Source organism: Aeromonas sp. 75A (genome assembly GCF_051919425.1).
Classification (GTDB): Bacteria; Pseudomonadota; Gammaproteobacteria; order Enterobacterales; family Aeromonadaceae; genus Aeromonas; species Aeromonas veronii.
On the sequence record NZ_JBQBES010000002.1, the window covers coordinates 3,496,437 to 3,521,841 of the forward strand.

The window sequence follows — 25,405 nt, forward strand, 5'->3', positions numbered from 1 at the left end:
AGGCTTCTTTTGGAAATTGACTCCGTACAGCTCAGTTCCATCACTCTGTAGTGGTCAACTAAATCCGGACACTTGGTTAGGCCGATCCTCGGCTTTTGCTGGCGGTATCCCGTCATTGTATTGATGTGGACGTCGCCAGTTGTAGTGATCCATCAGGTAATAACTGATATCCCGCTTTGCTTCCCGCAGGCTCATATATCCCCTTGCCTGGAGCCATTCTGACTTCAGGCTTCTGAACAACCGTTCCATCGGGGCGTTATCCCAGCAGTTGCCACGCCGACTCATACTCTGGGTCATGCGATAGCGCCACAGTCGTTGCCGAAATGCCCGGCTGCCATATTGGCTGCCCTGGTCAGAGTGAAACAGCACGCCTGACGGACAACCCCGCTGCTGATACGCCATCTCAAGTGCTTTGATGGCCAGCTCGGCATCTGGTTTATCTGACATCGCCCACCCCACAACCCGCCGGGTATGCAGGTCAAGCACCGCTGCCAGGTAATGCCAACGACCACCTGCCCAGACGTAGGTGATATCGCCACACCACACCTGATTGGGTTGTTGGACATCAAATTCGCGGGCCAGCAGATTGGGAATGTCCGGTCGTTCAGACCGTGCCACCTTATAGCGGTGTGCGCCCGGCTGTTTGGATGCCAGGCCGGCTTCCTTCATCAGGTTACGTACTTTGAATCGACCAATCTGATACCCCAACTCTCGCATCATCGACATCAAGGCGCGGCTGCCAGCCGAATCCCTGCTCTCTTTGAACAAACGGCGCAACTCAGAGCGCTGTTGCATGCGCTCACGGTTAATCGTCCGCCAGCGAGCCAGATAATCGTAAAAACAGGAGGTGGGAACATCGAAGGCGCAGCAGACCAGAGTGATGGGGGCTTGCTCCCTTAATCGGTCTATCAGCGCGAACGTGTGAACTCGTCCGTCATCAAGAGAGCAGTAGCCTTTTTTAGAATGTCCTTCTCACGTTCGAGCCGGTTGATGCGGGCTTCCAGTTCCTGAATTTTTTGCTGCTCCAGAGTCAGTGCTTTGCTGATTGGGGTAGTGCCACTGCGTTCGGATTGCAGTTGCCGAACCCAGCGGCGAAGTATGGTTTCACCGATATCCAGTGAACGACTGGCTTCGGGGACAGAATATCCCTGGTCGAGCACCAGGGATGCGGCTTCGAGTTTGAATTCGGCAGTAAATGAGCGACGTAATCTTGTCATTGAACACCTCAGGTCATGGTGGCGACTGTACCACCTAAAATGGTGTCCGGGATGATTAGACCACTACAGGCTTGGCTGGCTCCTTCCGCATAGATAGCTCTCCAGTTTGCGACGGGGATTCCAGCTTGTCGATGCGCACCGCAGCTACCTTGAACTCGGGGATCTTGGCGTGGGGGTCGGTGGCATTGATGGTGAGCCGGTTGGCCGGGGCTTCGGCAAAGTGGAACGGGATAAAGACCACGCCAGGCTGCATCCGCTTGGTGACGAAGGCGGGCAGTTCGATATGGCCGCGGCGGCTGGTGACCTTCACCCGCTCGCTGTTGCTGATCCCCAACCGCTGCGCATCAGCCACGCTCATCATCACCCGCGGGCCAGCCAGCTTGTCGAGCCCCTTGGTCTTGCGGGTCATGGTGCCGGTGTGGAACTGCTCCAGCAGGCGGCCGGTGGTGAGCACGATGGGATAGGTCTCATCGGGCAGTTCGGCGGCATAGCGGAACGGGGTCGCGACCATCTCCCCCTTGCCACGGGTGAACTGCTTGCCGTGGAGCAGGCGAGTGCCTTCGGGCGTCGCGTCGTTGCAGGGCCACTGTAGCCCTTGTACACCTACCTTATCCCACTGGATGCCGGCGTATTGCGGGGTGACCCGGCAGATCTCGGCGGTGATCTCCTGCGGGTTCTGATAGCGCCAGTCGCCGCCCATGGCGTTGGCGATCTGCTGGATGATCCACCAATCCTCCCGCGCGTCGCCCGGTGCCTTGAGGGCGGGGGAGATGCGCTGTACCCGCCGCTCGGTGTTGGTGAAGTGGCCGCTCTTCTCGGCAAAGGAGCAGGAGGGGAGCACCACATCGGCGAGCTGGGCAGTTTCCGAGAGGAAGATATCCTGCACCACCAGAAACTCCAGCTGCTTGAGCCCTTCGATGACGTGGTGCTGATCCGGATCGCTCAGCACCGGGTTCTCTCCCATCACGTAGAGCCCCTTGATGCTGCCCGCGCAGGCGGCATCGATGGTCTCGGTGAGGGTAAGCCCGGGCGTGCGCGGCAAGTCTGGCTGCTGCCAGGCTGCCACGAAGCGGGCATGCACCTCGGGGTTGGCCACCTTCTGATAGCCGGGCAGGCAGTTGGGCAGCGCCCCCATGTCACAGGCGCCCTGCACGTTGGATTGGCCCCGCAGCGGGTTGATGCCACCCCCCTCAATGCCGATGTTGCCGCACAGCAGTTGCAGGTTGGCGATGGCGCGCACGTTGTCGTGGCCGGTGGTGTGCTGGGTGATCCCCATCGAGTAGTAGACGGCGGTGCGTTCGGCGGTGCCGATAAGGCGCGCGAGCTCGATCACCTGCTCGGCCGGTACGCCGGTGACAAGGGCCACCTTGTCCGGTGCATAAGCGGGGGAGAGCACCTCGGCTTGCAGCGCTTCGAATCCTTCCACTCGTGCGGCAATATAGGCCTTGTCGTGCCAGTTGTTCTGGATGATCTGCTGCATCAGGCCGTTGAGCAGCATCACGTCGGTGCCGGGGCGGTGGGCCAGATAGAGGCTGGCATGGTCCGCCATCTCGATCCGTTTCGGATCGGCCACTACCAGCCGCGCCTTGCCCATGGTGACGGCCCGCTTGATATGGGAGCCGATGATGGGGTGGGCCGCCGAAGTGTCGGAGCCGATGATGAAGATAAGATCCGAGTGATCAATGCTCGGGATGTCGTTGGTCATGGCGCCGCTGCCGAGTGACGCCTCCAGCCCGGTGACGGTGGAGGCGTGGCAGAGCCGCGCGCAGTGATCCACGTTGTTGGTGCCCAGCTCCCGGCGCATGAACTTCTGGAACAGGTAGTTCTCTTCGTTGGTGGTTTTGGCCGACGAGAAACCCGCCAGTACATTGCTGCCATAGCGTTGGCGTAGGGCGGTGAAGCGCTCGGCCACCAGGGCGATGGCCTCCTGCCAGCTGGCGGGAACCAGCTCGCCATCCTTGCGAATGAGCGGGGTAGTGAGGCGCTCCTCGCTCTGGATAAAGTCAAAGCCGAAGCGTCCCTTGACGCAGAGCAGCCCCTGGTTGACCGGTGAGTTGCGGTTCCCCTCCACATAGCGGATGCGGTTGCGCGCCTCATCGATGTAGAGGGTGATACCGCAGCCGACCCCGCAGTAGGTGCAGATGGTATTGACCGGCGTGAGCAGTTCGGTGCGCCCCTGCGACTTGTCGCGGGCATCCACCAGGGCCCCGGTGGGGCAGACCTGTACGCAGGCGCCGCACTGCACGCAGTGGGAGTCGCCCATCGAGAGCCCCGTGTCGAACTGCGGGCGGTTCGAGAGGGTGCCATCGCTGTTCTTGGCAAAGCGCAGCACACCCTGCACCGCTTGCTCACCACAGGTCTGCACGCACTGGCCGCAGCCGATGCAGCGGTTGGCATCGAACACGATAAATTCGCTGCTGTTATCCACCGCAAACTTCTGGCACTGACTGGTATCGAGAGCGCTCTGCTCGACCTTGTATTCGGTGGCATAGTCGCGTAGCGCGCAATCGGTGTTGGCCTGACAGCCGCACTCGAGGCAGCGGCTGGCTTCGCTGCGGGCATAGGCATCACTCAAACCACGCTCCACCTCGGCAAAGCTGCCCTCGAGATCTTTCTCTGCCAGATGGGGCATGATGGTGCGGGCGACTTTTTTCAGGTGAGCAAACTGGGCGGGATCGACCTGCTTGAGTGTGGGTGCCTTGCAGGCGTTGAAGGGGCGAACCGGATCGACCATGTCACCGTGGAGGAACTGATCGATCGCCAGCGCCGCCTTGCGACCATCGGCAACCGCCTCGATGGCGGTGGCGGGCCCGCGGCGCAGATCGCCGATGGCGAACAGGTTGCCGTGGCCGCTGTGCATGGTCTCGGGGTGGGATTCCAGCGTCTGCCAGCGGGTGAAGGGGAGGGTGAGGGATTCCCCTTCCATAAAGCTGAGATCCGGCTGCTGCGACACTGCCGCAATCACGGTATCAAACTCTTCAATGAGGTACTCGCCGGTTGGCTCCGGGCGGCGGCGACCGGAGGCGTCCGGCTCGCCGAGGGCCATCTTCTCGAGGCGCACCTGACAGACGCGACCACGACTGTCCGGCAGATTCTCTACCGGATTGGTCAGCATCATGAAGCGCACCCCTTCGTGCTCCGCCTCGTCGATCTCATATGCCTCGGCGGGCATCTCGGCGCGGGTGCGGCGATAGATAAGGGTGGTCTCGGCGCCGAGGCGTACCGCTGTGCGGGCGCAGTCGATAGCGGTATTACCACCCCCGATCACCGCCACCCTCTTGCCGGTGGTGAGCCGCTTGGCCAGCATCCGATCCTTGAGGTAATCGACCCCGAGATAGCAGCCTTCGAGAGTGCTGCCGGGGTAATCCATCGGCACCGCCTTGGAAGCGCCGACTGCCAGACAGACCGCATCATAGTCGCGGCACAGTGCCGAGAGGGTGATCTGGTGGCCCAGTCGCTGCTGGGTGTGGATCCGCATGCCGCTCTGGCACATCAGGTCGATCTCCTGATCGAGGATCGCCTTGGGCAGCCGGTACTCGGGGATGCCGTAGCGCAGCCAGCCACCCGCTTTGGGCATGGCCTCGAACAGATCGACCTCGAACCCCTCGTAACCCAGATAGTAACCGCAGGTCAGGCCGCCCGGGCCGCTGCCGATAATGGCAACCCGCTTGCCCTTGGCGGGCTTCTTTGCCGGTTGATAGGGGGCAACCTCTGCCAGATCGAGATCGGCGGCATGGCGCTTGAGCTGACGAATGGCCAGCGGCTCATCCACCAGCGCGCGGCGGCACTCCGCTTCACAAAAAGCGGGGCAGACCCGGCCAATGGAGAGGGGCATCGGCAGGGTCTGCTTGATGACGGCCATTGCCGCTTCGTGATCCCCCATGGCGATGTGATGTAGATAGGATTGAATGTCCACCCCGGCCGGACAGGCGCGTTGGCAGGGGGCTTCGCAATCGGCGTAGTGGTTCGAGAGGATGCGGCCGAGCGCCTGCTGGCGGTGTACGCGCAGGGCATCGCTTTGGGTCGTGATCACCATCCCTGCCTTGGGGCGCGTCTCGCAGGCGCGGCGGATGCCGAGACCGGCAATCTCGACCACGCAGAGGTCGCAGGGGGTCTTGGGGCCGCTGGTGTTGTCACCGCACAGGGAGGGGATATCAGTCTGGTGCTGTTTGGCTATCTGGAGCAGGGTTCTGGTCGGGTCAACCGTCAACTGAGCCCCATCGAGGGTGATGGTGATCATGGCGTCATAAACTCGCTTTCAAGGCGCAGAAAATGCTGCATCTGGCGGAGCCAGCAGGGGAAGCGACAGGGAGGCCGCTTGCTATACGCTCACCATAACAAAGATTATTTACAACTTTATTTGATTTTAGACAGCTTATTGTTCAAAAGGGAAAACGATTTCAGGTTGTCTTGTCTACCTCATCGGCACGGCGCATCGTTGAGAACCATTCCTGTTACAGCAGGTGATTCATTGTCTTATTGTCAGTTTATGCGTCTGGTAGAAGAGAGGCTGCTCTCGCTAGCGGTAGGCGTGATCCGCCAGTAGCACCATTTTTGATGCAACTTATTTTGCATAAATGGTGACGCAAGGCATGCGGTGCATGCAGAGCAAAGGGGGGGGGCACTCGGCTGGATAGACAGTTGCTGGAGAGGGGGCGGGCATGCGTGAGTGGCGAGTCCTAGATAAAGAAAATGGCCACCTTTTCCAAGGTGGCCATTCACGTTGCCGATCGGCGCGCTGTTGGCCCAAAGGGTTGGTTGCGGAAGATCAGCCGGATATCAGGGTGGGCAGCCGGGCTTGCCAGATCTGGTGCCAGTGCTGCAGTTCGCTGCGTGGCATCGGGCGGGCGGTGAAGAAGCCCTGGCAGATATCGCACCCCAGCTTGGCCAGCAGTTGCCAGGTCTGTACATCTTCCACCCCTTCGGCGACTGATTTCAGCCCCAGCTTGCGTGCCAGCTCGATGCTCGATTCGATAATGGCCAGACGGGAGGGGTCGGCATAGCAGCGATCGACAAAAGATCGATCAAGTTTGAGCTCGGTAAACGGCAGCAGCGCCAGCTGCTGCATCGAGGAGTAGCCGGTACCGAAGTCATCGATGGAGAGGCCAAAGCCGTGCATCCGCAGCCGGGTCAGCACCTCCAGCGCCTTGCCGATATCCTCGACAAACGAGCTTTCGGTCACCTCCAGGGTGATCAGCTCGGGATTGACGCCCCAGCGCTGGCACTGGTTGATCAGGAAGTGGCAGAGGTCTCCCTCAATCAGCGAGGTGGTTGAGAGGTTCATCGACAGATTGAGGGAGAGGCCGGTCTGGCCCCACAGATGGCAATCCTGCAGCGACTTGTTGATGATGACATCGGTCAGCTGGTCGATAAGGCCGTTGTTTTCCGCCAGCGGGATAAACATGCCGGGGGAGATCAGCCCATATTCCGGATGCTGCCAGCGGGCCAGCGCCTCCATCCCCACCCACTGGCCGGATGCAAAGCCGACCTTGGGTTGATACCAGGGCAGCAACTGGTCGTTGTCGAGGGCGCGTTTGAGCTCGTCCACCGAGAGGACGAGGCCATCGTCCTTGCCCGAGGGGGCCGACTTGGGTGTCCAGGAGTCGATCAACTGGCGCAGCCGCTGCGGGCTGGAGGGTTTCTCGATGCGACCCAGCACATGGAGACCATAGGCCGCGCTCATGCGCAGCACAGCCTCCACCACGTCATCTTCCAGCGCGCTGGAGAGGATGATGCCGCCCCGAAAGCCACCCAGCGAGAGGCGGCGCAGCAGCGCCATGCCATCCATGCCGGGCATCCGCAGATCGCAGAACAGGATGTCGACAGTGTGGCTCTGGCACAGCGCCAGGGCTTCGATGCCGTCTGCGGCCTCCAGCAGTTGCTGATAACCGAGCGCCCGGATCTGGTGCATCAGGGTCTTGCGTTGAAACCCGTGATCCTCGACCACCATGATGACCAACTCGTCTGCCGTTCTACTCATCGAGCCACAATCCCATTTCACGTTCAATATTGTTCATCTGTTCTTCCACTCTCTGTGTCAGCAGCGCGAGCTCGCTCAACTGTTTGAGGCGGGCCGCCGATTCCAGTTGCGCCGCCTGCTCGGCCAGGGAGAGCTCCCCGACCATTCTGGCTGCCCCTTTGATGCGGTGGGCGATCTCCACCAGCTCCTGGCTATCATCGGAGGAGAGCGCGCTCATCATAGCGTGGCAATCTTTCCGGTTGGAGGCCAGATACTCCCTTGCCATGCTTTTGGCAATCTCTTCATCGCCAAACAGATCTTGCCAGCGACCGATCATGTCGAGATTGATGGCCTGTCGTGCGGGCACTCTCTCTGTGATCGTAGTCGCGGGCAACCACCGCAGCAGCATCTGGCGCAGTGACTCCAGCGAATAGGGTTTGCACAGCATGCCGTTCATGCCGGCTGCCGTCATATTGGCTGCCGCCTCCTCCGAGGTATCGGCGGTAACGCCGAGGATGGGGGCCTGCTCCCCTTGTTCTCGCAGGCGGCGGGTCAGGGTGTAGCCATCCATGTGCGGCATGTGGCAGTCGGTGATCAGCAGGGCGAAATCCCGGGTTTGCCAGGCGCGCAATGCCTTCTTGCCATCTTCCACTACCTCGCACTCCACCCCCAGAATCGCCAGCTGACGGGTCAGCAGGGCGCGATTGACTAGGTGGTCATCGGCGACCAGTACTCGCCCGCCCAGTTTTTCGATGCTGGCGGCATGGGTGGTCACGGCTCGCTCGGTGATCAGCTCGCGGCAGCTTTCGAGCAACAGATCCGGATAGAGAGGGGATTGGCCGAGGCGCCACCAATTCTCCGAGCCCATGCGCCCCCGCAACGCTTCGCGGGGGGAGAGGATGACCCCCTTGAGAGTGCCGGATTGCAGCAAGGTGTGCCAATCGCTCCCCATACTGGACTCCAGCGCGGCCTCTTCCGCCAACAGCAGGCCGTCGAGATCGGCGGTGAGCTGGTGGATCTCGAGGGGGCTCAATCGGGCGCCTAGCCGTGCCATGGTGACCTGCAAGGTGGCATCGCTACCCAGCCACCACCATTCGCTGCCCGCCAGTGCGGGTGGTTCCCACAGGACATTGAGCAGCGGGATGCTGAAGCGGAAACAGGCCCCTTCACCGAGCTGGCTCTTGACCGTCAGGGTGCCGCCCATCTTCTTCACCAGCTGATCACAGATGGCCAGGCCCAGACCGGTGCCACCAAAGCGGCGATTGATATCGGATTCCACCTGCTCGAACGGGGTAAAGAGCAGCGCTTGCTTCTCTTCGGCGATGCCGATGCCGGTATCCGTCACCGCGATAACCAGCTGCTGGTCGTGATAGCTGGCCTGGATCGAAATGATGCCCTGCTCGGTGAACTTCACCGCGTTGTTGAGCAGATTGGAAATCACCTGGCCCACTCTGACCGGATCGATATCGGCCAGGTCGGGGAGTTGATCCTCCCACTGGAGCGTGACCTTCAGCCCCTTGCTGTAGGCCAGTGCGGCATGGCCGCGGATCACATCGCACACCACAGGTTGCAGACGGCAGGATTGGCGATTGAGGTGCAGCTGACCCGCCTCGATTTTGGAAAAGTCGAGGATATCGTTGACCAGATAGAGCAGGTGGTTGGCCGAGCTCTCCACATTGCGCAGCAGATAGCGCTGGTCATCATTGAGCTCACTCATGCGCAGCAGCTCCAGCATGCCGTGCATGCCCGAGATGGGGGTTCTCAGCTCATGGCTCATGGTGGCCAGAAAACGGCTGCGAGCCTGCATCGCCTGCTCGGCTGCGGCGCGCGCCTCGCGCAGTTCATGCTCCTGTTGCTTGATGGCGGTGATGTCCTGCACCACGCCGTTGAGCAGGCGATCATTGCCCTGTTGCGCCACAAAGTTGCCGCGGATCTGGATATATCGCTCCCCCTGAACAGAGGGCACCAGCACCTCCATATCGAGCGGCTCAAGGGTTCGCGCATGTTTGGCCACCTTATCGATAAAGGCTGCCAGAGCCTCGTCGTTCAAGCCGAGGATCACGCCGCCAGACTCGGCTGCCATCAACTCTTGATGGGTCATCCCGAGAATGTCGCTGGCTCCTTGGGACAGATAGAGGAATTTCCCCTTGCCGGCCCCTTGCCAGAGATATTGATAAACCAGACCCGGCATGCTGTCGGTGATGTCCCGCAGCCTGCCCTCCACTTCTCGCACCTTGTTTTCGGCGGCCTTGAGGGCACTGACATCGGTCAATACCGTCAGCACCCCCTGAATCGCGCCGTCTGCTGCGCGATAGGGCAACTTGACGTAGACCACGTGAAGGGGAATATCCCCCTCGCGCTGGGTATAACCCGATCCTTGGAAGCTCTCGCCGGTTTCCCAGACCGCACGCTCCTCGCATAGCATCTGTTGCCGCTCGTCCTCGGTCATATAACCCCAGCCATCTCCTGCGGATCCGTCACCGATAAACAGCTCGCGGTATGCCCGGTTGCAGAGGGTCAGGCGATGCTCGTGATCCCGCAATGCCACCATATTGGGCAGGGAGTCGAGCAGGGTCTGGACGAACACCAACTGCTCATTGAGTGTCTTCTCGGCCCGTTGTCGCTGCACGATCTCCCGTTTCAGGGTGCGGTTCCAGGCCCAGAACAGGGCAAACAGCAGGGTGGCTGCCGCGCCGCCCATTGCGAACCAGAACAGCACTGTTTCGCTATTGATGCCGGTCTGCACGCTCATGGAGAGCCAGCGTCTCTCCACTTTATTGAGCTCCTCCGGCGGTATCGAATAGAGCACCTTGGTGAGGATCCGCTGCAGCATGGGATCTTTGCGCGTAGCCATGGCGACCGGCAGGCGCAAGTCTTTGCCGGCATAGACCACCTGATAGCGTTCGCTCACCCGCTTGTTGATGGATGGCAGGGTGACCATCACGTAGTCGGCATCGCCCGTGTCCAGCAGCTCCAGCAAGCGGTTGTCATTGTTGACCTCTACCAGATGGGCGCCGATGTGGGTCAGTAGATCTTTATCCAGCGAGCCATGCACCATGCCGACCCGTTTCCCTCGCAGCAGTGAGAGATCGGTGATATCGGTACTGCCTTTGGGGGCAATAACGACCCGATCGACAAACAGATAGCCGGGGGTGAACAGCGCAAACTGGCCGCGGTCGTGGTTGGGGGAGATGGCCGGAATAAAATCGATCTGCCGCAGCTTCAGCATATTCTGGGTTTCACCCCAGCTATTGGTGCGAACCAGAGAGAACTTCAGCCCGGAGACTTGCTGCATCAGCGCCATCAGGTCCGCCACATAACCGACCAGCCTGCCCCGGTAATTGAATTCGCTCATGGAGGTCCAGTCCGGAGAGACGCCGTAAGTCAGCTCAGGATGCTGGTTGAGCCACTCCTGCTCCTCAGGGGTAAACTGCACAGACTTCACCGCTCCTGAGTCCGCATGTTGGCTAGTCGTAGTGGCGGCCAGCATGTGACGACGATCTTCAACCGGTATCTCGTTGAATGCCTTGCTCACCAGGCTGACTAGTGCCGGGTCGCTCTTGTGCATATTGATGGAGAGAGACGTGCCGCTTACCCATTCCGGAGTGGCAATGGTGAAGCCAGCCTTGGGATGCTGATCTCTCACCATCACCAGTGACGGCATGTCGGCAAGATAGGCGTCAGCCATGCGCTTTTTGAGCATAAAGGCTGCTTCACTGCGACTCTCTGCCTCGGTCACACGGAGAAATCCCAGTTTTTTCAATTCACTGCAAGCATTGACTCCTGTGACACAGACCCAGTGCAAACCATGGGCATCCTGTCGTGACAACTTCGTTTTGCCATTGTTGAGCAGCACGCCGCGTGGCATGGAGAGCAAAAACGGGAGGGAGACAATATTGGATCGCCATTGTTCGCTTGGCTGGTCGTTCACCAGTATGTCGATTGCTCCGTGGTCAAGTCCGGAGAGCGCATCCACGTAGGAGGGGTAAACCTTGTAGCGCAGGGTCAAACCGAGCGTTCTGGCAATCTGCTGCGCAATGTCGGGGACTGGGCCGGTAAAACGTTGATCTGCATCCTTATAGCTGTATGGAGGGTCACCCATCATCGGCATGCCGATGACCAGCTCCTGGTGTGATGACAGCCAGGCGCGCTCAGACAGATCAAACTCGTCTTCATTCAGACTGGTAATGGCGTGCGCCGCCACGCCCCAGAGCAGTAGCAGGAGAAACAGGAATAGACGATCACATTGGCGGAGCATCAGAAGGAATCCAACAGAATTGGGCGCATATTGTAAGTGCATTAAAATGCAGCGGCCAACATCAATTTACTCAATATTGGGCCACGACATGCCGATGTGCGGCTGTGAGTCCGGCTAGTATCGGGATGGCAACCTGATGATAAAGCCTGCGCGGTGATGCGCCTGATTTTTTTTTGCCAAAGGCCAGTTCAAGGGGGATATTGGAAAAAAATCCAACCAGTTTGATATCGGTAAACAACATGGACATGGACAAATAAAAAGGGCCACCTCTTGCGAGATGGCCCTTTCCAAACGTTTGGTGGAGCTGGGGGGATTTGAACCCCCGTCCAAAATTACTACATCCTTGGCACTACATGCTTAGTCACTCTTTACATTCGCCAACCCGCTGCGGAGAGACACGCCACGAATTGACTAGCTCGATTGGTTTTAATGCTTCCGCCCCGAGCAGGACTTCCACACGATCCTGTGAAGGATGACCTTCCGATTCCCTAGGACACAGGCAAGCTAGGGTAGAAGGGCTCTATGCAGGTTATTAAGCTGCTAGTGCGTAGTTTTCGTCGTTTGCGACTATTTTTTTGCGGTTTATTAACGAGGCCTACCGCACCTCGGCATGCACCTTGGGTTTCGTGAATCTTGTCGAATCCAGAATCAGCCCCAAGTTGTTAATTGCGATTGTACGCAAAAATGCTGTCATAGCAAGGCGTTGATACCCATTCCCTCTGGCAGCCAGTCTGTTTGCCGATTTATTGTACGCAGCTGAGCTTGAAGAGCCAGCTGCGCCGGGGGAAGGTGAACTGGCGTCCAGATCCTGCCAGTAGCGGGTTAGCCGCGATGCTTGTTCTTCATGATGCGGGCTTTCTCCCGATCCCACTCGCGGGCCTTGGTATCTTCGCGCTTGTCGTGCTCTTTCTTGCCCTTCACCAGGCCGATCTCGACTTTGACCCAGCACTGTTTCCAGTAGAGGGCGAGGGGAACTATGGTGTAGCCCTGACGGGCAATCAGGCTTTCGAGCTTGTCGAGTTCACGACGGCTCAGCAGCAGTTTGCGGGTGCGGGTCGGGTCACATACCACATGGCTGGAGGCCGCTTGCAGTGGCAGGAAGCTGGAGCCGAACAGATAGGCCTCGCCATCGCGGAAGATGACATAGGCTTCGCTGATGTTGGCCTTGCCCGCCCGCAGGGATTTGACTTCCCACCCTTGCAGGGACAGACCCGCTTCGATCTTCTCTTCGATGAAGTATTCGTGGCGCGCGGTTCTGTTGAGTGCAATGGTGCTGGACCCGGCTTTGTTTTTACTGTTTTTTTTGCTCATGACGGGCGATTTCCGGCAATGACTAGGAGGCTCGTATTATACGTAGGCAGGGACGGCTGTAAAACGCGCAGCAGGTCAAGTGGTGGCTTTCTGAGCGGTTTGGCTGAGGTTTTACCTCCACAACCCCAAACATGGTGATAAAATCGCGCCGATTGGATGAGGAAAAGCCATGCCCCGAATTACGCGCAGTGCCCTGGTGATGTTCAGTGCAGAACAGATGTTCAAGTTGGTTAACGATGTGGATGCCTATCCGCAGTTTTTGCCCGGCTGTGTCGGCAGCCGTGTCCACGAGGCTGGCGATGACTACATGATGGCGTCGGTCGATGTGGCCAAGGCGGGGATTGCCAAGACCTTTACTACCCGCAATCAGCTGGATGTGAACCGCCAGATCAGGATGGAGCTGGTGGATGGCCCTTTCCGCAAGCTTGCGGGCTGGTGGACCTTTACCCCGCTCGATGTCGACGCCTGCAAGGTGGAGTTTGATCTCGATTTCGAGTTTACCTCCAAGCTTATCGAGGTGGCCTTTGGTCAGGTATTCCGTGATCTGGTGAGCTCCATGGTCTCCGCCTTCTCCAACCGGGCGAAGGAGGTATACGGTGTCTGACCCGCTCAATATCGAGGTTGTCTATGCCTTGCCGCAGCAGCAGACGGTGATTGCCCTGCGGGTGGCGCCCGAGACCTGCGTGCAGGCGGCCATCGAGCAGTCCGGCATCGTACAAAAACACCCCGAGATCGATCTGACGGTCAACAAGTTCGGTATCTACAGCCGCCCGGTGAAAGGGAGCGAGCCGCTGCACGACGGGGATCGTATCGAGATCTACCGCCCGCTCATCGCCGATCCCCGCGAGATGCGCAAAAAGCGGGCCGAGAAGGCCAAAGAGGAGGGGCGAGCCGATAGCGTGACCGGGGGCCGCCCCGATGTGCATCGCAAGCTCCGCGAGTAGCGCTCAGGTTTTTCTTGCAGAAAAAAGGCGCCGAGGCGCCTTTTTTGATCCCGTTAGCCGGTGAGCTGGCCGAGGCGATATCAAGAGAGGGCTGCTTCTGCCACACCCAGCCGTGCGCGTGCCCAGGCGGCCAGCAGCTCGACCCCGCTTTGCATCACCCGCTCATCGAAATCGAATTCGTTGTGATGGTGTGGTGCCGCCAGATCGGCCCCCAGAATGAGGTAAGCCGCTTCGCCCCCCTGCTTTTGCACCCGCTCCATCAGAAAACCGGCATCTTCGCTGGCGCCAAAGCGGCGAGTCTGGATGGTGGCAAGCCCTTGCTTGCGGGCCAGCGCCGCCAGCTCGGCCTGCAGCGCCGGGCTGTTGTCGAGGGCAATGGCCTCGCCCTGTTTGATGATGCGGTAGGTGACGCCGTGGGCGAGGGCGGTACCTTCGACGATGCGCTGTACCTGACTGAACATGTAGTCGTTGAGCGTGCTATCGGCGCCGCGGGTTTCACCGCGTAGCTCTGCATGATCGGGGATGACGTTGCGGCCGCTGCCAGCGTGAAGCTGGCCGACGTTGATGCGGGTCATGCCGTCGCGGTGGCGGGGAATGCCGAGCATGGCGGTGGTGGCCATGCAGGCGGCTGCCAGCGCATTGCTGCCGGCATTGGGTTCGAGCCCCGCGTGAGCGGCGGTGCCCATAAAGTGGACGTCGAACTTGGTGGAGCAGAGAAATTCGGTGGGATTGATCACCAGCTCGCCGCTGCCAGCGTGAATACCGATATGTAGCGAGAGCAGGGCATCCACGTCATCGAGTGCGCCACCGGCAGCCAGCGCCTTGCCACCGCGGCACCCCTCTTCGGCGGGCTGGAAGAAGAGCTTGATGCGGCCGCACAGCTGCTCCTTCATCGCCATCAGCTGGCTGGCCAGCCCCATGCCGATGGCGGTGTGGCCATCGTGGGCGCAGGCGTGCATCCACCCCTTGTTGTGGGAGGCAAAACCCTCCTGCTGTGGCTGGTGCTGTTCGGCGTCGGACTCTTCCACCTCCACCGCATCGATGTCGAAGCGAAAGGCCAGGGTCGGGCCGGGGCGGCCGGTATCCAGCTCTCCCATCAGTCCAGTGACATCGCCAATCCGCTCCAGCCAGTCGGGATGGGCTCCCTGACGGCGGGCGCGAGCCTTCTCGACCGCCACATCCACATCACGGCCCATCATCAGATTGCTGGCCAGCAGCTTGTCGCCGAGCACGATGCGATAACCTAGCTCGCTCAGATGGTGGGCAATCAGGCTGGTGGTGCGAAACTCTTTCCAGGCGGCTTCTGGCAGGCGGTGCAGGTCGCGGCGCCACAGGATCAGGTGCTCAAGGGTCATCTTGGCTTCCTTGGTGATTCGATTTGTCGGCTATTGTGCCTTTTTTCCCGGCTGACCACACGGGGCCAGCAGCTGGTCGGGGGAGCTGTGCGTGCGAGTGGTGGCTGTGAGGGCCGTGAATAGTGGCGAGCGCCCATAAAAAACGCCTCCACAAGGGAGGCGTTGTCGATAGCAGGTTATCAGGCCGCGTGATGGTAAGCGGAGGCTTCAAACAGCTTCTTGTTGGCCACCAGATCGATGGGGTCAAAATCATCGACGTTGATGGTGCGCAGGCGACTTACTTCGGCGCGGCGCAGCAGCTCGGCTTCGCTCTGGGTCAGTACGCCAGCGGCCAGGCCAATGTCGGCCACCTTTCCAGTGCCATGAAGGGGCGCTTGATGCCATCGCTCTTGCAGACTTTCTCGAACAGCGGCTCTGCGGCCAGCACGTCATCGAGCGCCTGCTCCAGCAGACCGAAGGGGTTACCCTCTTCGCGGGTCAGATACTGCCCCTTGGCCAGGCGACTGCGAGTTTCGCTCGGGGTTTGCAGCAGACGGGCAACCTGTTGATCCAGCGTGTCGCACGGACGGTTCAGGTCACGACCCAGCGGCAGCACCACGGCGCGTAGGGCAAGCCCAATCCAGCGGTTCGGGAAGTTGCGCAGCAGCTCGTCGATTGCCTCTTGTGCCTTGAACATGGCATCTTGCAGTGCCCAGTGCAGCAGCGGCAGGTCGGCCTGCTGGCGTCCCTCGTCCTGATAGCGCTTGAGGGCGCTGGAGGCCAGATAAAGCTGGCTCAATACGTCGCCAAGGCGGGCGGAGACCCGCTCCTTGCGCTTGAGCTCGCCACCCAGTGTGCCCATCGCCATGTCTGACAGGAACGCCAGGTTGGCCGAGAGGCGGGAGAGCTGCTGGTAGTAGCCCTTGGTCTGATCCTTGTAAGGGGCCGCGGCAAAGCGGGCGCCGGTGATACCGAGCCAGAAGCTGCGCACCAGGTTGCTGATGGCAAAGCCGACGTGGCTGAATACCGCCTTGTCGAAATCTTTCAGCGCCTGCTCTTTATCCGGGTGGCTGGCGGCCAGCATCTCCGGCAATACATACGGGTGGCAGCGGATAGCGCCCTGACCATAGATGATCATGCTGCGGGTCAGGATGTTGGCCCCTTCTACCGTAACGGCGATGGGGGCACCCTGATAGCCACGGGCCAGATAGTTGTTGGGGCCCATGCAGATGGCCTTGCCGCCGTGGATGTCCATGGCATCGATGATGCACTTCTGGGCACGGTCGGTGAGGTGGTATTTGACGATGGCGGAGATGACCGAGGGCTTCTCGCCAAGGTCGATACCGGTCACGGTCAGGTTGGCTGCGGCGCCCATGATGTAGGCGTTGCCGCCGATGCGGGCCAGCGGCTCTTCAATCCCTTCCATCTTGCCGATGGGCAGCTTGAACTGGCGACGGATGCGGCTGTAGGCGCCGCTCGCCAGGGCCAGCATCTTGACGCCGCCAGTGCTGTTGGAGGGCAAGGTGATGCCGCGACCGACCGACAGACACTCGACCAGCATGCGCCAGCCCTGACCGGCCATAGCCGGGCCACCGATGATGAAATCGAGCGGGACGAACACATCCTTGCCCTGGGTCGGGCCGTTCTGGAACGGCACGTTGAGCGGGAAGTGGCGACGGCCAATGCCGACCCCCTTGATGTGGGTGGGGATCAGGGCGCAGGTGATGCCGAGCTCTTCCTCTTCACCCAGCAGGTGCTCGGGGTCACGCAGTTTGAAGGCGAGACCCAAGACGGTAGCAATGGGGGCGAGCGTGATGTAGCGCTTGTTCCAGGTGAGGCGCATACCGAGCACCTCTTTGCCTTCCCACTCGCCCTTGCAGACGATACCGAAGTCGGGGATGGAGCCGGCGTCAGAACCCGCTTCCGGGCTGGTCAGGGCGAAGCAGGGGATCTCTTTGCCTACCGCCAGGCGGGGCAGGTAGTAATCCTTCTGCTCGTCAGTGCCATAGTGTTGCAGCAGTTCGCCCGGGCCCAGCGAGTTGGGTACGCCAACGGTGGAGGCGAGCACGGCGCTGGCACCGCACAGCTTTTGCAGGACACAGGACTGGGCGTAGGCCGAGAACTCCAGACCGCCATATTTCTTCTTGATGATCATGGCGAAGAACTTGTTGTCCTTCAGGTATTGCCACACCTCGGGGGAGAGATCCGCGCGCTCGTGGGTCACTTCCCAGTCGCTCACCATGCGGCACACTTCCTCGACCGGACCATCCATAAAGGCCTGCTCTTCGGCAGAGAGGGTGCTGACCGGGATGGCGTGCAGCTTCTTCCAGTCCGGGTTGCCCGCGAACAGGTCGGCTTCCCACCAGGTGGTGCCCGCTTCAATCGCCTCTTTCTCGGTGCGGGACATCTCCGGCATGATCGATTTGTAGATCTTGAACAGCGGCTTGGTTATTTGATTGCGGCGAAATTCCACCAGATTGAGCGGGATGGCGATCACCGCGAACAGCGCCCATACCAGCAAGGGCACATGACCATAGATGGCGCCAAGCACCAGGGCGGCGCCGGTGACCAGGGTGGAGATGAACAGGGATGCCCGGCGATAGGCCAGGGCTCCGATAACCAGGATCACCCCGAGCAGAGTGAGGGTCGTCGTCATTGCTTGCTCCTTGCGTGGTTAGGTTGCCAACGTGGCGTAACTGATCCAGAGGTCTGACCTGTTGGATATGGCCCCTGTTGTAATTCATACGCACAAAGTTATCAAGCTGTTTACATCTTCATTACCTTCTCTCTGTGATCCCCATAACGCTCACGCGCCGCCAGCGCTGTGGCTCGCAGGGGGGCGACTGTGCGATTCGCTTGTGCGAGAATAGCCGCGATCTACACGCACACTAAAAACAGTGGAAGAGACATCATGTACCAAGAATTGATCCGCAATGAACTGACCGAAGCTGCCAGCGTGCTGCAGGCCTTCCTGGCTGATGAGCAGAACCTGAAAAACATCGAAGCGGCCGCCAAACTGCTGGCTGACTCTTTCAAAGAAGAGGGCAAGGTGCTCTCTTGTGGCAACGGTGGCTCCCACTGTGACGCCATGCACTTCGCCGAAGAGCTGACCGGTCGTTACCGCGAGAACCGCCCGGGTTATGCCGGTATCGCCATCTCCGATCCGAGCCACCTCTCCTGCGTCTCCAACGACTTTGGCTATGACTATGTCTTCTCCCGCTACGTAGAAGCGGTCGGCCGCCGTGGCGATGTGCTGCTTGGTATCTCCACCAGCGGTAACTCCGGTAATATCCTGAAAGCCATCGAGGCTGCCCGCGCCAAAGGCATGAAAGTGATCGCCCTGACCGGCAAGGATGGCGGCAAGATGGCGGGTCTGGCGGATGTCGAGATCCGCGTGCCGCACTTTGGCTATGCCGACCGTATTCAGGAAGTGCACATCAAGGTGATCCACATCCTGATCCAGCTGGTCGAAAAAGAGATGGCCAAGTAATCAGGCCATCGTCACCAGACTAGGGCTGCGCCGGTAGCATGGTTCGCCATCGATCGGTTGTTGCCAGTCACAGGGGAAGGGATTGCGCCTTCCCCTGCTGTCTGTCGAACCAGCGTGCTGGTCGAACATGACACAAGCCAAATCATGAAAGGAGTCTGCCGGATATGTGCGAACTGCTCGGCATGAGTGCCAATGTGCCGACCGATATCTGCTTCAGCTTTACCGGGTTGATGCTGCGCGGCGGCAAGACCGGGCCCCACAAGGATGGCTGGGGGATCACCTTCTACGAGGGGAAGGGCTTTCGCACCTTCAAGGATCCCGAGCCCAGCGCCCAATCTCCCATCGCCAGACTGGTACAGGCGCTGCCCATCAAGAGCTGCGCCGTGGTCAGCCACATTCGGCAGGCCAACCGTGGCTGCGTGTCACTGGAAAATACCCACCCCTTTACCCGTGAGCTGTGGGGTCGTTACTGGACCTTCGCCCACAACGGTCAGCTGACCGGCTACAAGAAGCTGCCAACCGGCCGCCACCGGCCGGTGGGGGATACCGACAGCGAGCACGCCTTCTGCTGGCTGCTCGATCGGCTGGAGCAAAAATATCCCAAGCGTCCAGCCAACTTTCCCGCCATGTTTCGCTATCTCGCTACCCTGTGTGACGAGCTCAGAGCGTTCGGGGTGTTCAACATGCTGCTCTCTGACGGGGAGTATGTGATGAGCTACTGCAGCAACAACCTGCACTGGCTGACTCGCTGTGCGCCGTTTGGCGAGGCGAGCCTGCTGGATGAGGAGGTGGTGATCGACTTTCAAAGGGAGACCACCCCCAACGATGTGGTGACCCTGATCACCACCCGTCCGCTGACCGGCAACGAGAATTGGGTCAAAATGGCGCCCGGCGAATTCAATCTGTTTCGCATGGGGGAGCGGGTGGCGACCAACCAGGTCGTGCTTGAGCAAGATAAAAAAATACCAGGGTAGATACCTACCCTGGTTCTTCGCAGCAGCCATAAAAGGCAAAAGGGATGAGAGGTGTTGCTGAGCATCATCACTCTGACGGCATTGAGTGTTGATCAATTGTTAATTTGTGGCAATCAAGTTGTTATCTTGACGTGCATTTCAGCATCGCTATTTCGATACTGATCACATTTTTTGCCACTTTATTCCCTGAGCCATCCAATCGGGTGCTTCATCACTGCCTGGCCGTGAGCCACGACATCGAAAACTATCTATAGTATGGTCTGTTTGAATACCGTTCAGGAGGAGCCTCGCATGGAGTGGGTGGATCGCAAGGTGTTGCAGCAGCTGGCAGAGGATATCGGTCCGGATATGCTGCCCGTGGTCATCGCAGTCTTTATTGAAGAGGTGGGCGAGCAGCTGAGTCAGCTCAGACCCCTCTATGAGCAGGGGGAGTGGGAGGCGTTGGCTCGGGTAGCGCACAGCATGAAATCATCCTGTGGCAGCTATGGCGCCATGCCGAGTTATCAGCAGGTGATGGCGCTGGAGATGGCCAGCAAGCAGGCGGATGTGGCCGAGGCAGAGCGCCAGTTGCAACTGCTGGAGGCCTCCTTGCCCCGGGTGCTGGCGTTTCTTGCCGATTATCAGTAACGGCGGCGCTATGCAGGGATGCCGGGGCGCCGTGACCGTTGCCTAACGCTGGTTGAGCAGTTGCTGGATGATCCGGTCCAGCGCCAGTTTCAGCTTCAACCGATCGTGCCGATGGGGCAGCTCAAGCTCGCCCAGCTCGGCTTCGATCACTCGCCCTTGCCAGTCCCCCGCATCACCCGCGCCTTGTGGGGCCAGGATGGCATCCAGCCGACCCTGACCGACCCGGGATTCCAGCCAGCGACACTGACTCATCAGATCCAGCTGACTGGCAGGGCCGTTTTCCGCCACCAGATTGCAGACGAAAACCAGCATGGCGCTGCTCTCGTTGATGGCCTGGGCGATCTCGGCCAGCAGCAGTGGTGGCATGATGGAGGTGAGAAAACTGCCCGGCCCAAGAATGATCATGTCCGCCTGCTGCAGTGCCAGCACCGCTTCCCGAGTCGCTTGCACCTCCGGCATCAGGCCGAGGGAGAGGGGCGGTGTTGTCAGTTGATCGATGGATACCTCTCCCAGGATCTGGGTGCCACACTCCATATGTGCGCAGAGATCGGTGGGAAATTCAGACATGGGTAGCAATTGTGACTCGATTTTGAGCATGTCACTAATCAGCTTGATAGCATCAAGAGGACGGACACAGAGATTATCGAGCGCCAGCAGCATCAGGTTGCCAAGGTTGTGGCCCGCCAGCTCGCCTTTGCCGGCGAAGCGGTACTCGAACAACAGGCTGCCGATACTGGGATCGGTCACCAGCTGGTTCAGGCAGTTGCGCAGATCGCCCCAGGCGATGCACTCCTGACTCTTGCGCAGGCGTCCGGTCGAGCCGCCATCATCTGTGGTGGTGACGATGCCGGTGAGCCGTTGACCGAGAAACGAGAGGGACGAAAGCACTCGTCCCATGCCATGGCCACCACCGATGGCAACGACCCGATCGAAGTCATTGATGTTTTTTTGCCACATATGGGCGTCCTGTCATTGGTCTCAGTTGACCGCTATGTTAGCAAGTGAAGCTAGATAATTGTTTGATAAAGGTATGATTTTTGCTTGAGGCTGCCATTCGATAAAACAAGGAGATGGTGTTGAAATTTCTGACCGTTCACTCCCTCGCCCAGAATTCATCGCTGGCGGCCCAAGATATCTGCGCGCAGCTGCGCCACCATGCCGATCAGGCCCCCTCCCTGCTGTTACTCTATTTTACCCAAGCCCATGAGGGGGCGATACTGCGCGACGCGCTCAAAGGCCAGTTCCCGACGACCCGTCTGTTGGGTTGCAGCTCTTGCGGTGGCGTCATGACCGAGATGGGACACCACGCCCGAGATGGATATGGGCTGGCGGTTGCTGCCCTGTACGACGAGAAAGGAGCATTCGGGGTGGCCGGAGCCAGCGGTGACGGGGTGGATGTGCGACAGTTGCTGCGCCGAGCCATGAGCGACTGTGGTCGGCCGGGCGAGCTGCCCCAGCTGATCCTGTTTCATGCCAGTCCCGGCAAGGAAGAGGGGCTGCTGGCCGGTATCGAGGCAGAACTCGGTGCCTCGGTGCCGGTGGTCGGTGGATCCGCGGCTGATAGCAGCGTCAGCGGTGACTGGCAACTCTGCTGGGATGAGGCGGTGAGTCAGGATGGCATCGGTCTGGCGGTGCTCTATCCCGATTGCCAGCTGGCTTTTCAGTTTCACTCCGGTTATGTGCCTGCCGAATTCAGCGGTGAGATCACAGCCTGCAACGGGCGGGAGGTACTCACCATCGATCACCAGCCTGCCGCCGAGGTCTATGCCCGCTGGTGCGGGCGCGTGCAGCCCTGGCCGGTGGGGGCGATTTTGCGCGAGACCACGCTCACCCCGCTGGCCCGTCAGGTGGGAGCGCTGGATGGTATTCCTTACTACAAACTTTCCCATCCTGAAGCTGTGACCGAACAGGGCGGGCTGCGGCTCTTTACCGATGTGGTGCAAGGGGAGCGTCTGCTGTTGATGTACAGCAGTCAGGAAGGGTTGTTGCAGCGCAGCCTCAATGCCATGCGCGTTGAGCCAGGGTATGGGGTCGATGTGGAATTGCAGCCTATCGGCGCTCTCATCATCTTTTGTGCTGGTTGCCGTTTGGCGCTAGGTGATATGTTGTGCCAATTTGTCGAGCAGAGCCAGGCTCGCCTCGGCAAGATCCCTTTTATCACCCCCTTTACCTTCGGCGAGCAGGGGCGGTTGCCCAATGGCGAGCTGGCTCACGGCAACCTGATGGTATCGAGCGTGATTTTCCTGACCCGTTGAGTCGGCAGAACATAACAGAGCAGGCAACAAGATGATTGGCAACAGTGAACTGGAAGCCCTCGGCGACAAATTGCAGACCACGCTGGTCGACCTTATGCGTTGCCGTGAGCGCGAGGCCAAGTATCGTCACGAGTCCCAGACTCTGCTGGGGGGGGTTGCCACCCTCGCCGATGCCAAGACGCTGGAGCAGGTGCTGGAGAGCCTTATCCAGGTGCTCAAACCCTTTATCGGCTTTGAGCATGCGGATGTGGTGGCCTGGGAAGGGGAGCAGGGAAGTACCCACCTCAGCACCGAGCCTATGCTATCTGCCCGCAACTGGCGTATGACCCCGGCATTTGCCCGCGCCATCTCGGGTGAAACCCTGGTGATTTACGATCCCGTCCAGCTGCCTGAGCTGGCGCCGCTGGCAAGCGAGCCGGGCTGGGCGAGCGTGATGCTGACCGGGCTGCAGGCCCCCGGTTTTACCGCTACCCTCATCTGCCGCCACGCCCGGGCGGGCACGTTCGATCTCACCAGCAAGGCCGCCATGGAGCGTTGCCGTCCGCTCATCGCCCAGGCGCTGGTCAACATCACCTATCGGGCCCGCTTGCAGGAGCAGGTCGCGGTAAAAACCGAGGCGTTACAGGCCAGCGAACGCCGTTTTCGCAGCTTCGCCGCCATGGCTTCAGACTGGTTCTGGGAGACAGATGCCGAGCATCGCCTCAGTTATGCCTCAGAGCCGGGTTATCTGGATGAGATGACCCCGCAGGCGACCCGGCCGACCCTCTATGACTACGTCTGCAACAAGCAGAGCTGCGATGCCCAGAAATATCTGCAGCTTTTGGAGCTGCGCCAGCCGGTGCGAGGGGTGCGGATGCAGGTTGCGCTGCAACACGGCCCCTGCTGGATGGAGGTGAGCGCCGAGCCCTGTTTTGACCATGATGGCCTGTTTATCGGTTATCGCGGCACTGCCCGGGATATCAGCAACCAGATCCGTAGGGAAGAGGAGCTGGCGCGGGCACGGGATGAGGCCGAAGCGGCCAACCGTGCCAAGTCCCAGTTTCTGGCCATGATGACCCACGAGATCCGCTCGCCCATGAATGCGGTGTTGGGGATGCTCGATCTGGTGCAGCATGCCGAGCTGGCGCCGGAGCAACAGAGCCTGCTGCGCCATGCCACCCACTCGGCCAGATTGCTGCAAACCATCATCGACGACGTGCTCGATTTTTCGAAAATTGAGTCGCAAACCCTGGTGTTTCACTGCGAGACCCTGCAACCCGTCCAGCTTTGCCAATCTCTGGTCGAGCCGCTGCAAGCTCGCGCGACCGCCAAGGGGATTGCGCTGGTTTATCGGGTCGATGAGTCGGTACCCCGGGAGTTGCAGGGGGATCCGATGCGTTTGTCACAGGTGATGGGCAATCTGCTGGACAACGCCCTCAAGTTTACCGAGCAGGGGCAGGTGACACTGCACCTGGGTTGGCAGGATGAGAAGCTGCTGATCTCGGTCTCCGACACCGGGATCGGGATCGCCGATGCGGATCAGGCGCAGCTGTTTGAACCCTTCTCCCAGGTCGACAACTCGGCCACCCGGCGTTTTTCCGGTACCGGCCTGGGCCTTGCCATCAGCAAGCGTCTGGTTACCCTGATGGGAGGTGAGATCCACCTGAAGAGCGAGCCGGGTAAGGGAAGCTGTTTCTGGTTCGAACTGCCCGGCATGGCGCTACCCTGCCATAGTCAGCCGCAGCGGGAGGAGGGGGCTTCGGCACTGCTGCCACTGGATGTGCTGGTGGTGGAGGACAGCCCGGTAAATCAGCTGGTGGTATCGCTGATGCTGCAAAAACTGGTGGGCAAGGTACGGCTGGCTGCCAATGGTCTGGAGGCGCTGGCGCAGGTGGATGAGCAGCTCCCGGATTTGATCCTGATGGATATGCGGATGCCCCTGATGGACGGACTGGAAGCGACTCGCCGGTTGCGGGAGTTGGGATGCACCATGCCTATCGTCGCCCTGACGGCCAATGCGATGGCGGAGGACAAGGCGTGCTGTCTGGCGCAGGGGATGGATGACTTTCTCGCCAAGCCTATCACCTTGTCACGGCTGAGAGAGTGTTTGCAGCGTCACTTTGGTCAGCGGTTGCCGACGCGCGGATAAAAAAAATGGTCAACTTTGTGGGTTGACCAGTTCTTCAGCAAATACTGAAGAGAGCACGGGATAAATCGGGTTGTACAAATCTATATGAAAAATCTGTGCCAACTTTTTTAGACTCTTTTGTGTTCAATTTTGGCCGTTTAGCGCAGCGGCTCTCTCTTGTTATGGCGTTTTGCGTTCCTACTTACTCGCAAAATGCGAATTTCACATTTTCATTGTTGGAATAATTGCATTTTGCAACGCTGTTTTTGTCATTGTGAAATCAGGCGATGCAGAAATTTACGGGCCGCTTCGCTGTTTTGTTTGGCAATCAGCATCTGCTTTTCGTAAATCGGCATCGGCAATATCTCGAGCCAGCGTTGGCAGAGCCAGGCGGCATCTTCAAAGCGCTTGTCCGGATAGAGCTCATCAAGCTCCGGATACTGCTCGAACACTTCCCGCAGGCGATTGACCAGCAGCTTGTCGTTGAAATCTGAGTGGGTGCTCGGCCAGTTGGGCAGCATCTCCACCTTGGCTCGGCGCAGGCCCATCTCGTCTGTTTCCATCTCGTGGATACAGAAGCGCTCCAGTCCCAGCACCGTCACACCCAGCAGGCCATCATTGAGGGTGTAGAAGTCTGTCACCTTGACCCGGGTGCCCACCGGCAGAATGCGGCCGGATTGTCCCGAGGTGGTCGACTCTTCCATCACGATGCCAAAGCCCTGATCGTTGATGAATGACTCCTTGAGCATCTGCAGGTGGCGTGGCTCGAACAGACGCAGAGGAAGCTTGCCGCCCGGCAGTATGTGGGAAGGCAAGGGGAACAGTGCCAAAGGTTGTAGTTTCATGTTCCATCCTCCATTGAGTAGTTGCTGAATATGACAATGCAGCGACTGTGCCAGAGAATGAAAAAAGCCACCGGAGGGTGGCTT

General features: G+C 59.7%; 15 protein-coding genes, 1 other RNA gene and 1 pseudogene. 7 read left to right on the forward strand and 10 right to left on the reverse strand.

Annotated features, from left to right (window positions below; genetic code table 11):
- Window positions 1-54: 54 nt before the first annotated feature.
- From ACTG2T_RS16425 to smpB, 6 genes are all read right to left on the reverse strand, one after another.
- A protein-coding gene (locus ACTG2T_RS16425) for an IS3 family transposase (RefSeq protein ID WP_330125766.1) occupies window positions 55-1,217 on the reverse strand; the annotation gives its coding sequence in 2 pieces (ribosomal slippage) (window positions 55-962 and window positions 962-1,217; 1,164 coding nt in all).
- 55 nt (window positions 1,218-1,272) lie between these two features.
- The gene (gene fdhF, locus ACTG2T_RS16430) at window positions 1,273-5,457 is read right to left on the reverse strand and encodes a formate dehydrogenase subunit alpha (RefSeq protein WP_330124767.1); all 4,185 of its coding nucleotides are present in this window, start codon (window positions 5,455-5,457) and stop codon (window positions 1,273-1,275) included.
- Between the two features lie 528 nt (window positions 5,458-5,985).
- Complete coding sequence (locus ACTG2T_RS16435; RefSeq protein WP_128835297.1) at window positions 5,986-7,197, reverse strand: EAL domain-containing response regulator; 1,212 nt, start codon at window positions 7,195-7,197, stop codon at window positions 5,986-5,988.
- Window positions 7,190-11,434, reverse strand: coding sequence for an ATP-binding protein (locus tag ACTG2T_RS16440; RefSeq protein ID WP_236321996.1), 4,245 nt, complete (start codon window positions 11,432-11,434; stop codon window positions 7,190-7,192). The genes ACTG2T_RS16435 and ACTG2T_RS16440 overlap by 8 nt, the downstream gene beginning before the upstream one ends.
- A gap of 296 nt (window positions 11,435-11,730) precedes the next feature.
- Window positions 11,731-12,090, reverse strand: a transfer-messenger RNA (tmRNA) gene (gene ssrA, locus ACTG2T_RS16445).
- Between the two features lie 166 nt (window positions 12,091-12,256).
- On the reverse strand, window positions 12,257-12,745 hold the full coding sequence (smpB, locus tag ACTG2T_RS16450) for an SsrA-binding protein SmpB (protein ID WP_005334498.1): 489 nt from the start codon (window positions 12,743-12,745) through the stop codon (window positions 12,257-12,259).
- Between the two features lie 169 nt (window positions 12,746-12,914).
- Between smpB and ACTG2T_RS16455 the strand changes: the two genes are divergently transcribed.
- Together ACTG2T_RS16455 and ACTG2T_RS16460 are read left to right on the forward strand one after the other, a co-directional pair.
- A complete protein-coding gene (locus tag ACTG2T_RS16455; RefSeq protein ID WP_005334496.1) occupies window positions 12,915-13,349 on the forward strand; it encodes an SRPBCC family protein in 435 nt (144 codons plus the stop codon).
- Window positions 13,342-13,689 carry an RnfH family protein gene (locus ACTG2T_RS16460; protein WP_149152494.1) on the forward strand — a complete coding sequence of 116 codons (348 nt, stop codon included), beginning with the start codon at window positions 13,342-13,344 and terminating at the stop codon, window positions 13,687-13,689. Before ACTG2T_RS16455 ends, ACTG2T_RS16460 begins: the two co-directional genes overlap by 8 nt.
- An 80-nt stretch (window positions 13,690-13,769) precedes the next feature.
- Here the strand turns inward: ACTG2T_RS16460 and ACTG2T_RS16465 are convergent, their stop codons facing one another.
- Together ACTG2T_RS16465 and fadE are read right to left on the reverse strand one after the other, a co-directional pair.
- Entirely contained in the window at window positions 13,770-15,044 is a 1,275-nt protein-coding gene (locus ACTG2T_RS16465) for an amidohydrolase (protein ID WP_043821112.1), read from the reverse strand.
- Between the two features lie 179 nt (window positions 15,045-15,223).
- A pseudogene (fadE, locus tag ACTG2T_RS16470) lies at window positions 15,224-17,679 on the reverse strand (acyl-CoA dehydrogenase FadE).
- A gap of 255 nt (window positions 17,680-17,934) precedes the next feature.
- Between fadE and lpcA the strand changes: the two are divergent.
- The 3 genes from lpcA (at window position 17,935) to ACTG2T_RS16485 (ending at window position 20,114) form a co-directional block, all read left to right on the forward strand.
- Window positions 17,935-18,513: a D-sedoheptulose 7-phosphate isomerase gene (lpcA, locus tag ACTG2T_RS16475; RefSeq protein WP_005334485.1), complete on the forward strand. Its 579-nt coding sequence runs from the start codon at window positions 17,935-17,937 to the stop codon at window positions 18,511-18,513.
- Between the two features lie 164 nt (window positions 18,514-18,677).
- Window positions 18,678-19,487: a class II glutamine amidotransferase gene (locus ACTG2T_RS16480; protein ID WP_194495833.1), complete on the forward strand. Its 810-nt coding sequence runs from the start codon at window positions 18,678-18,680 to the stop codon at window positions 19,485-19,487.
- A gap of 291 nt (window positions 19,488-19,778) precedes the next feature.
- The gene (locus ACTG2T_RS16485) at window positions 19,779-20,114 is read left to right on the forward strand and encodes an Hpt domain-containing protein (RefSeq protein ID WP_194495832.1); all 336 of its coding nucleotides are present in this window, start codon (window positions 19,779-19,781) and stop codon (window positions 20,112-20,114) included.
- A 42-nt stretch (window positions 20,115-20,156) separates the two neighbouring features.
- Here the strand turns inward: ACTG2T_RS16485 and ACTG2T_RS16490 are convergent, their stop codons facing one another.
- The gene (locus ACTG2T_RS16490; protein WP_159163975.1) at window positions 20,157-21,071 is read right to left on the reverse strand and encodes a gluconeogenesis factor YvcK family protein; all 915 of its coding nucleotides are present in this window, start codon (window positions 21,069-21,071) and stop codon (window positions 20,157-20,159) included.
- Between the two features lie 113 nt (window positions 21,072-21,184).
- Here ACTG2T_RS16490 and ACTG2T_RS16495 point away from each other — a divergent pair, with 113 nt between their 5' ends.
- Both ACTG2T_RS16495 and ACTG2T_RS16500 read left to right on the forward strand, forming a co-directional pair.
- Window positions 21,185-22,369: an FIST signal transduction protein gene (locus ACTG2T_RS16495; RefSeq protein WP_330124769.1), complete on the forward strand. Its 1,185-nt coding sequence runs from the start codon at window positions 21,185-21,187 to the stop codon at window positions 22,367-22,369.
- Window positions 22,370-22,400: 31 nt separating this feature from the next.
- On the forward strand, window positions 22,401-24,497 hold the full coding sequence (locus tag ACTG2T_RS16500; protein WP_330124770.1) for a hybrid sensor histidine kinase/response regulator: 2,097 nt from the start codon (window positions 22,401-22,403) through the stop codon (window positions 24,495-24,497).
- Between the two features lie 248 nt (window positions 24,498-24,745).
- Here the strand turns inward: ACTG2T_RS16500 and ACTG2T_RS16505 are convergent, their stop codons facing one another.
- Window positions 24,746-25,321, reverse strand: a complete 576-nt coding sequence (locus ACTG2T_RS16505; protein ID WP_005334473.1) for an LON peptidase substrate-binding domain-containing protein — start codon at window positions 25,319-25,321, stop codon at window positions 24,746-24,748.
- Window positions 25,322-25,405: the final 84 nt, after the last annotated feature.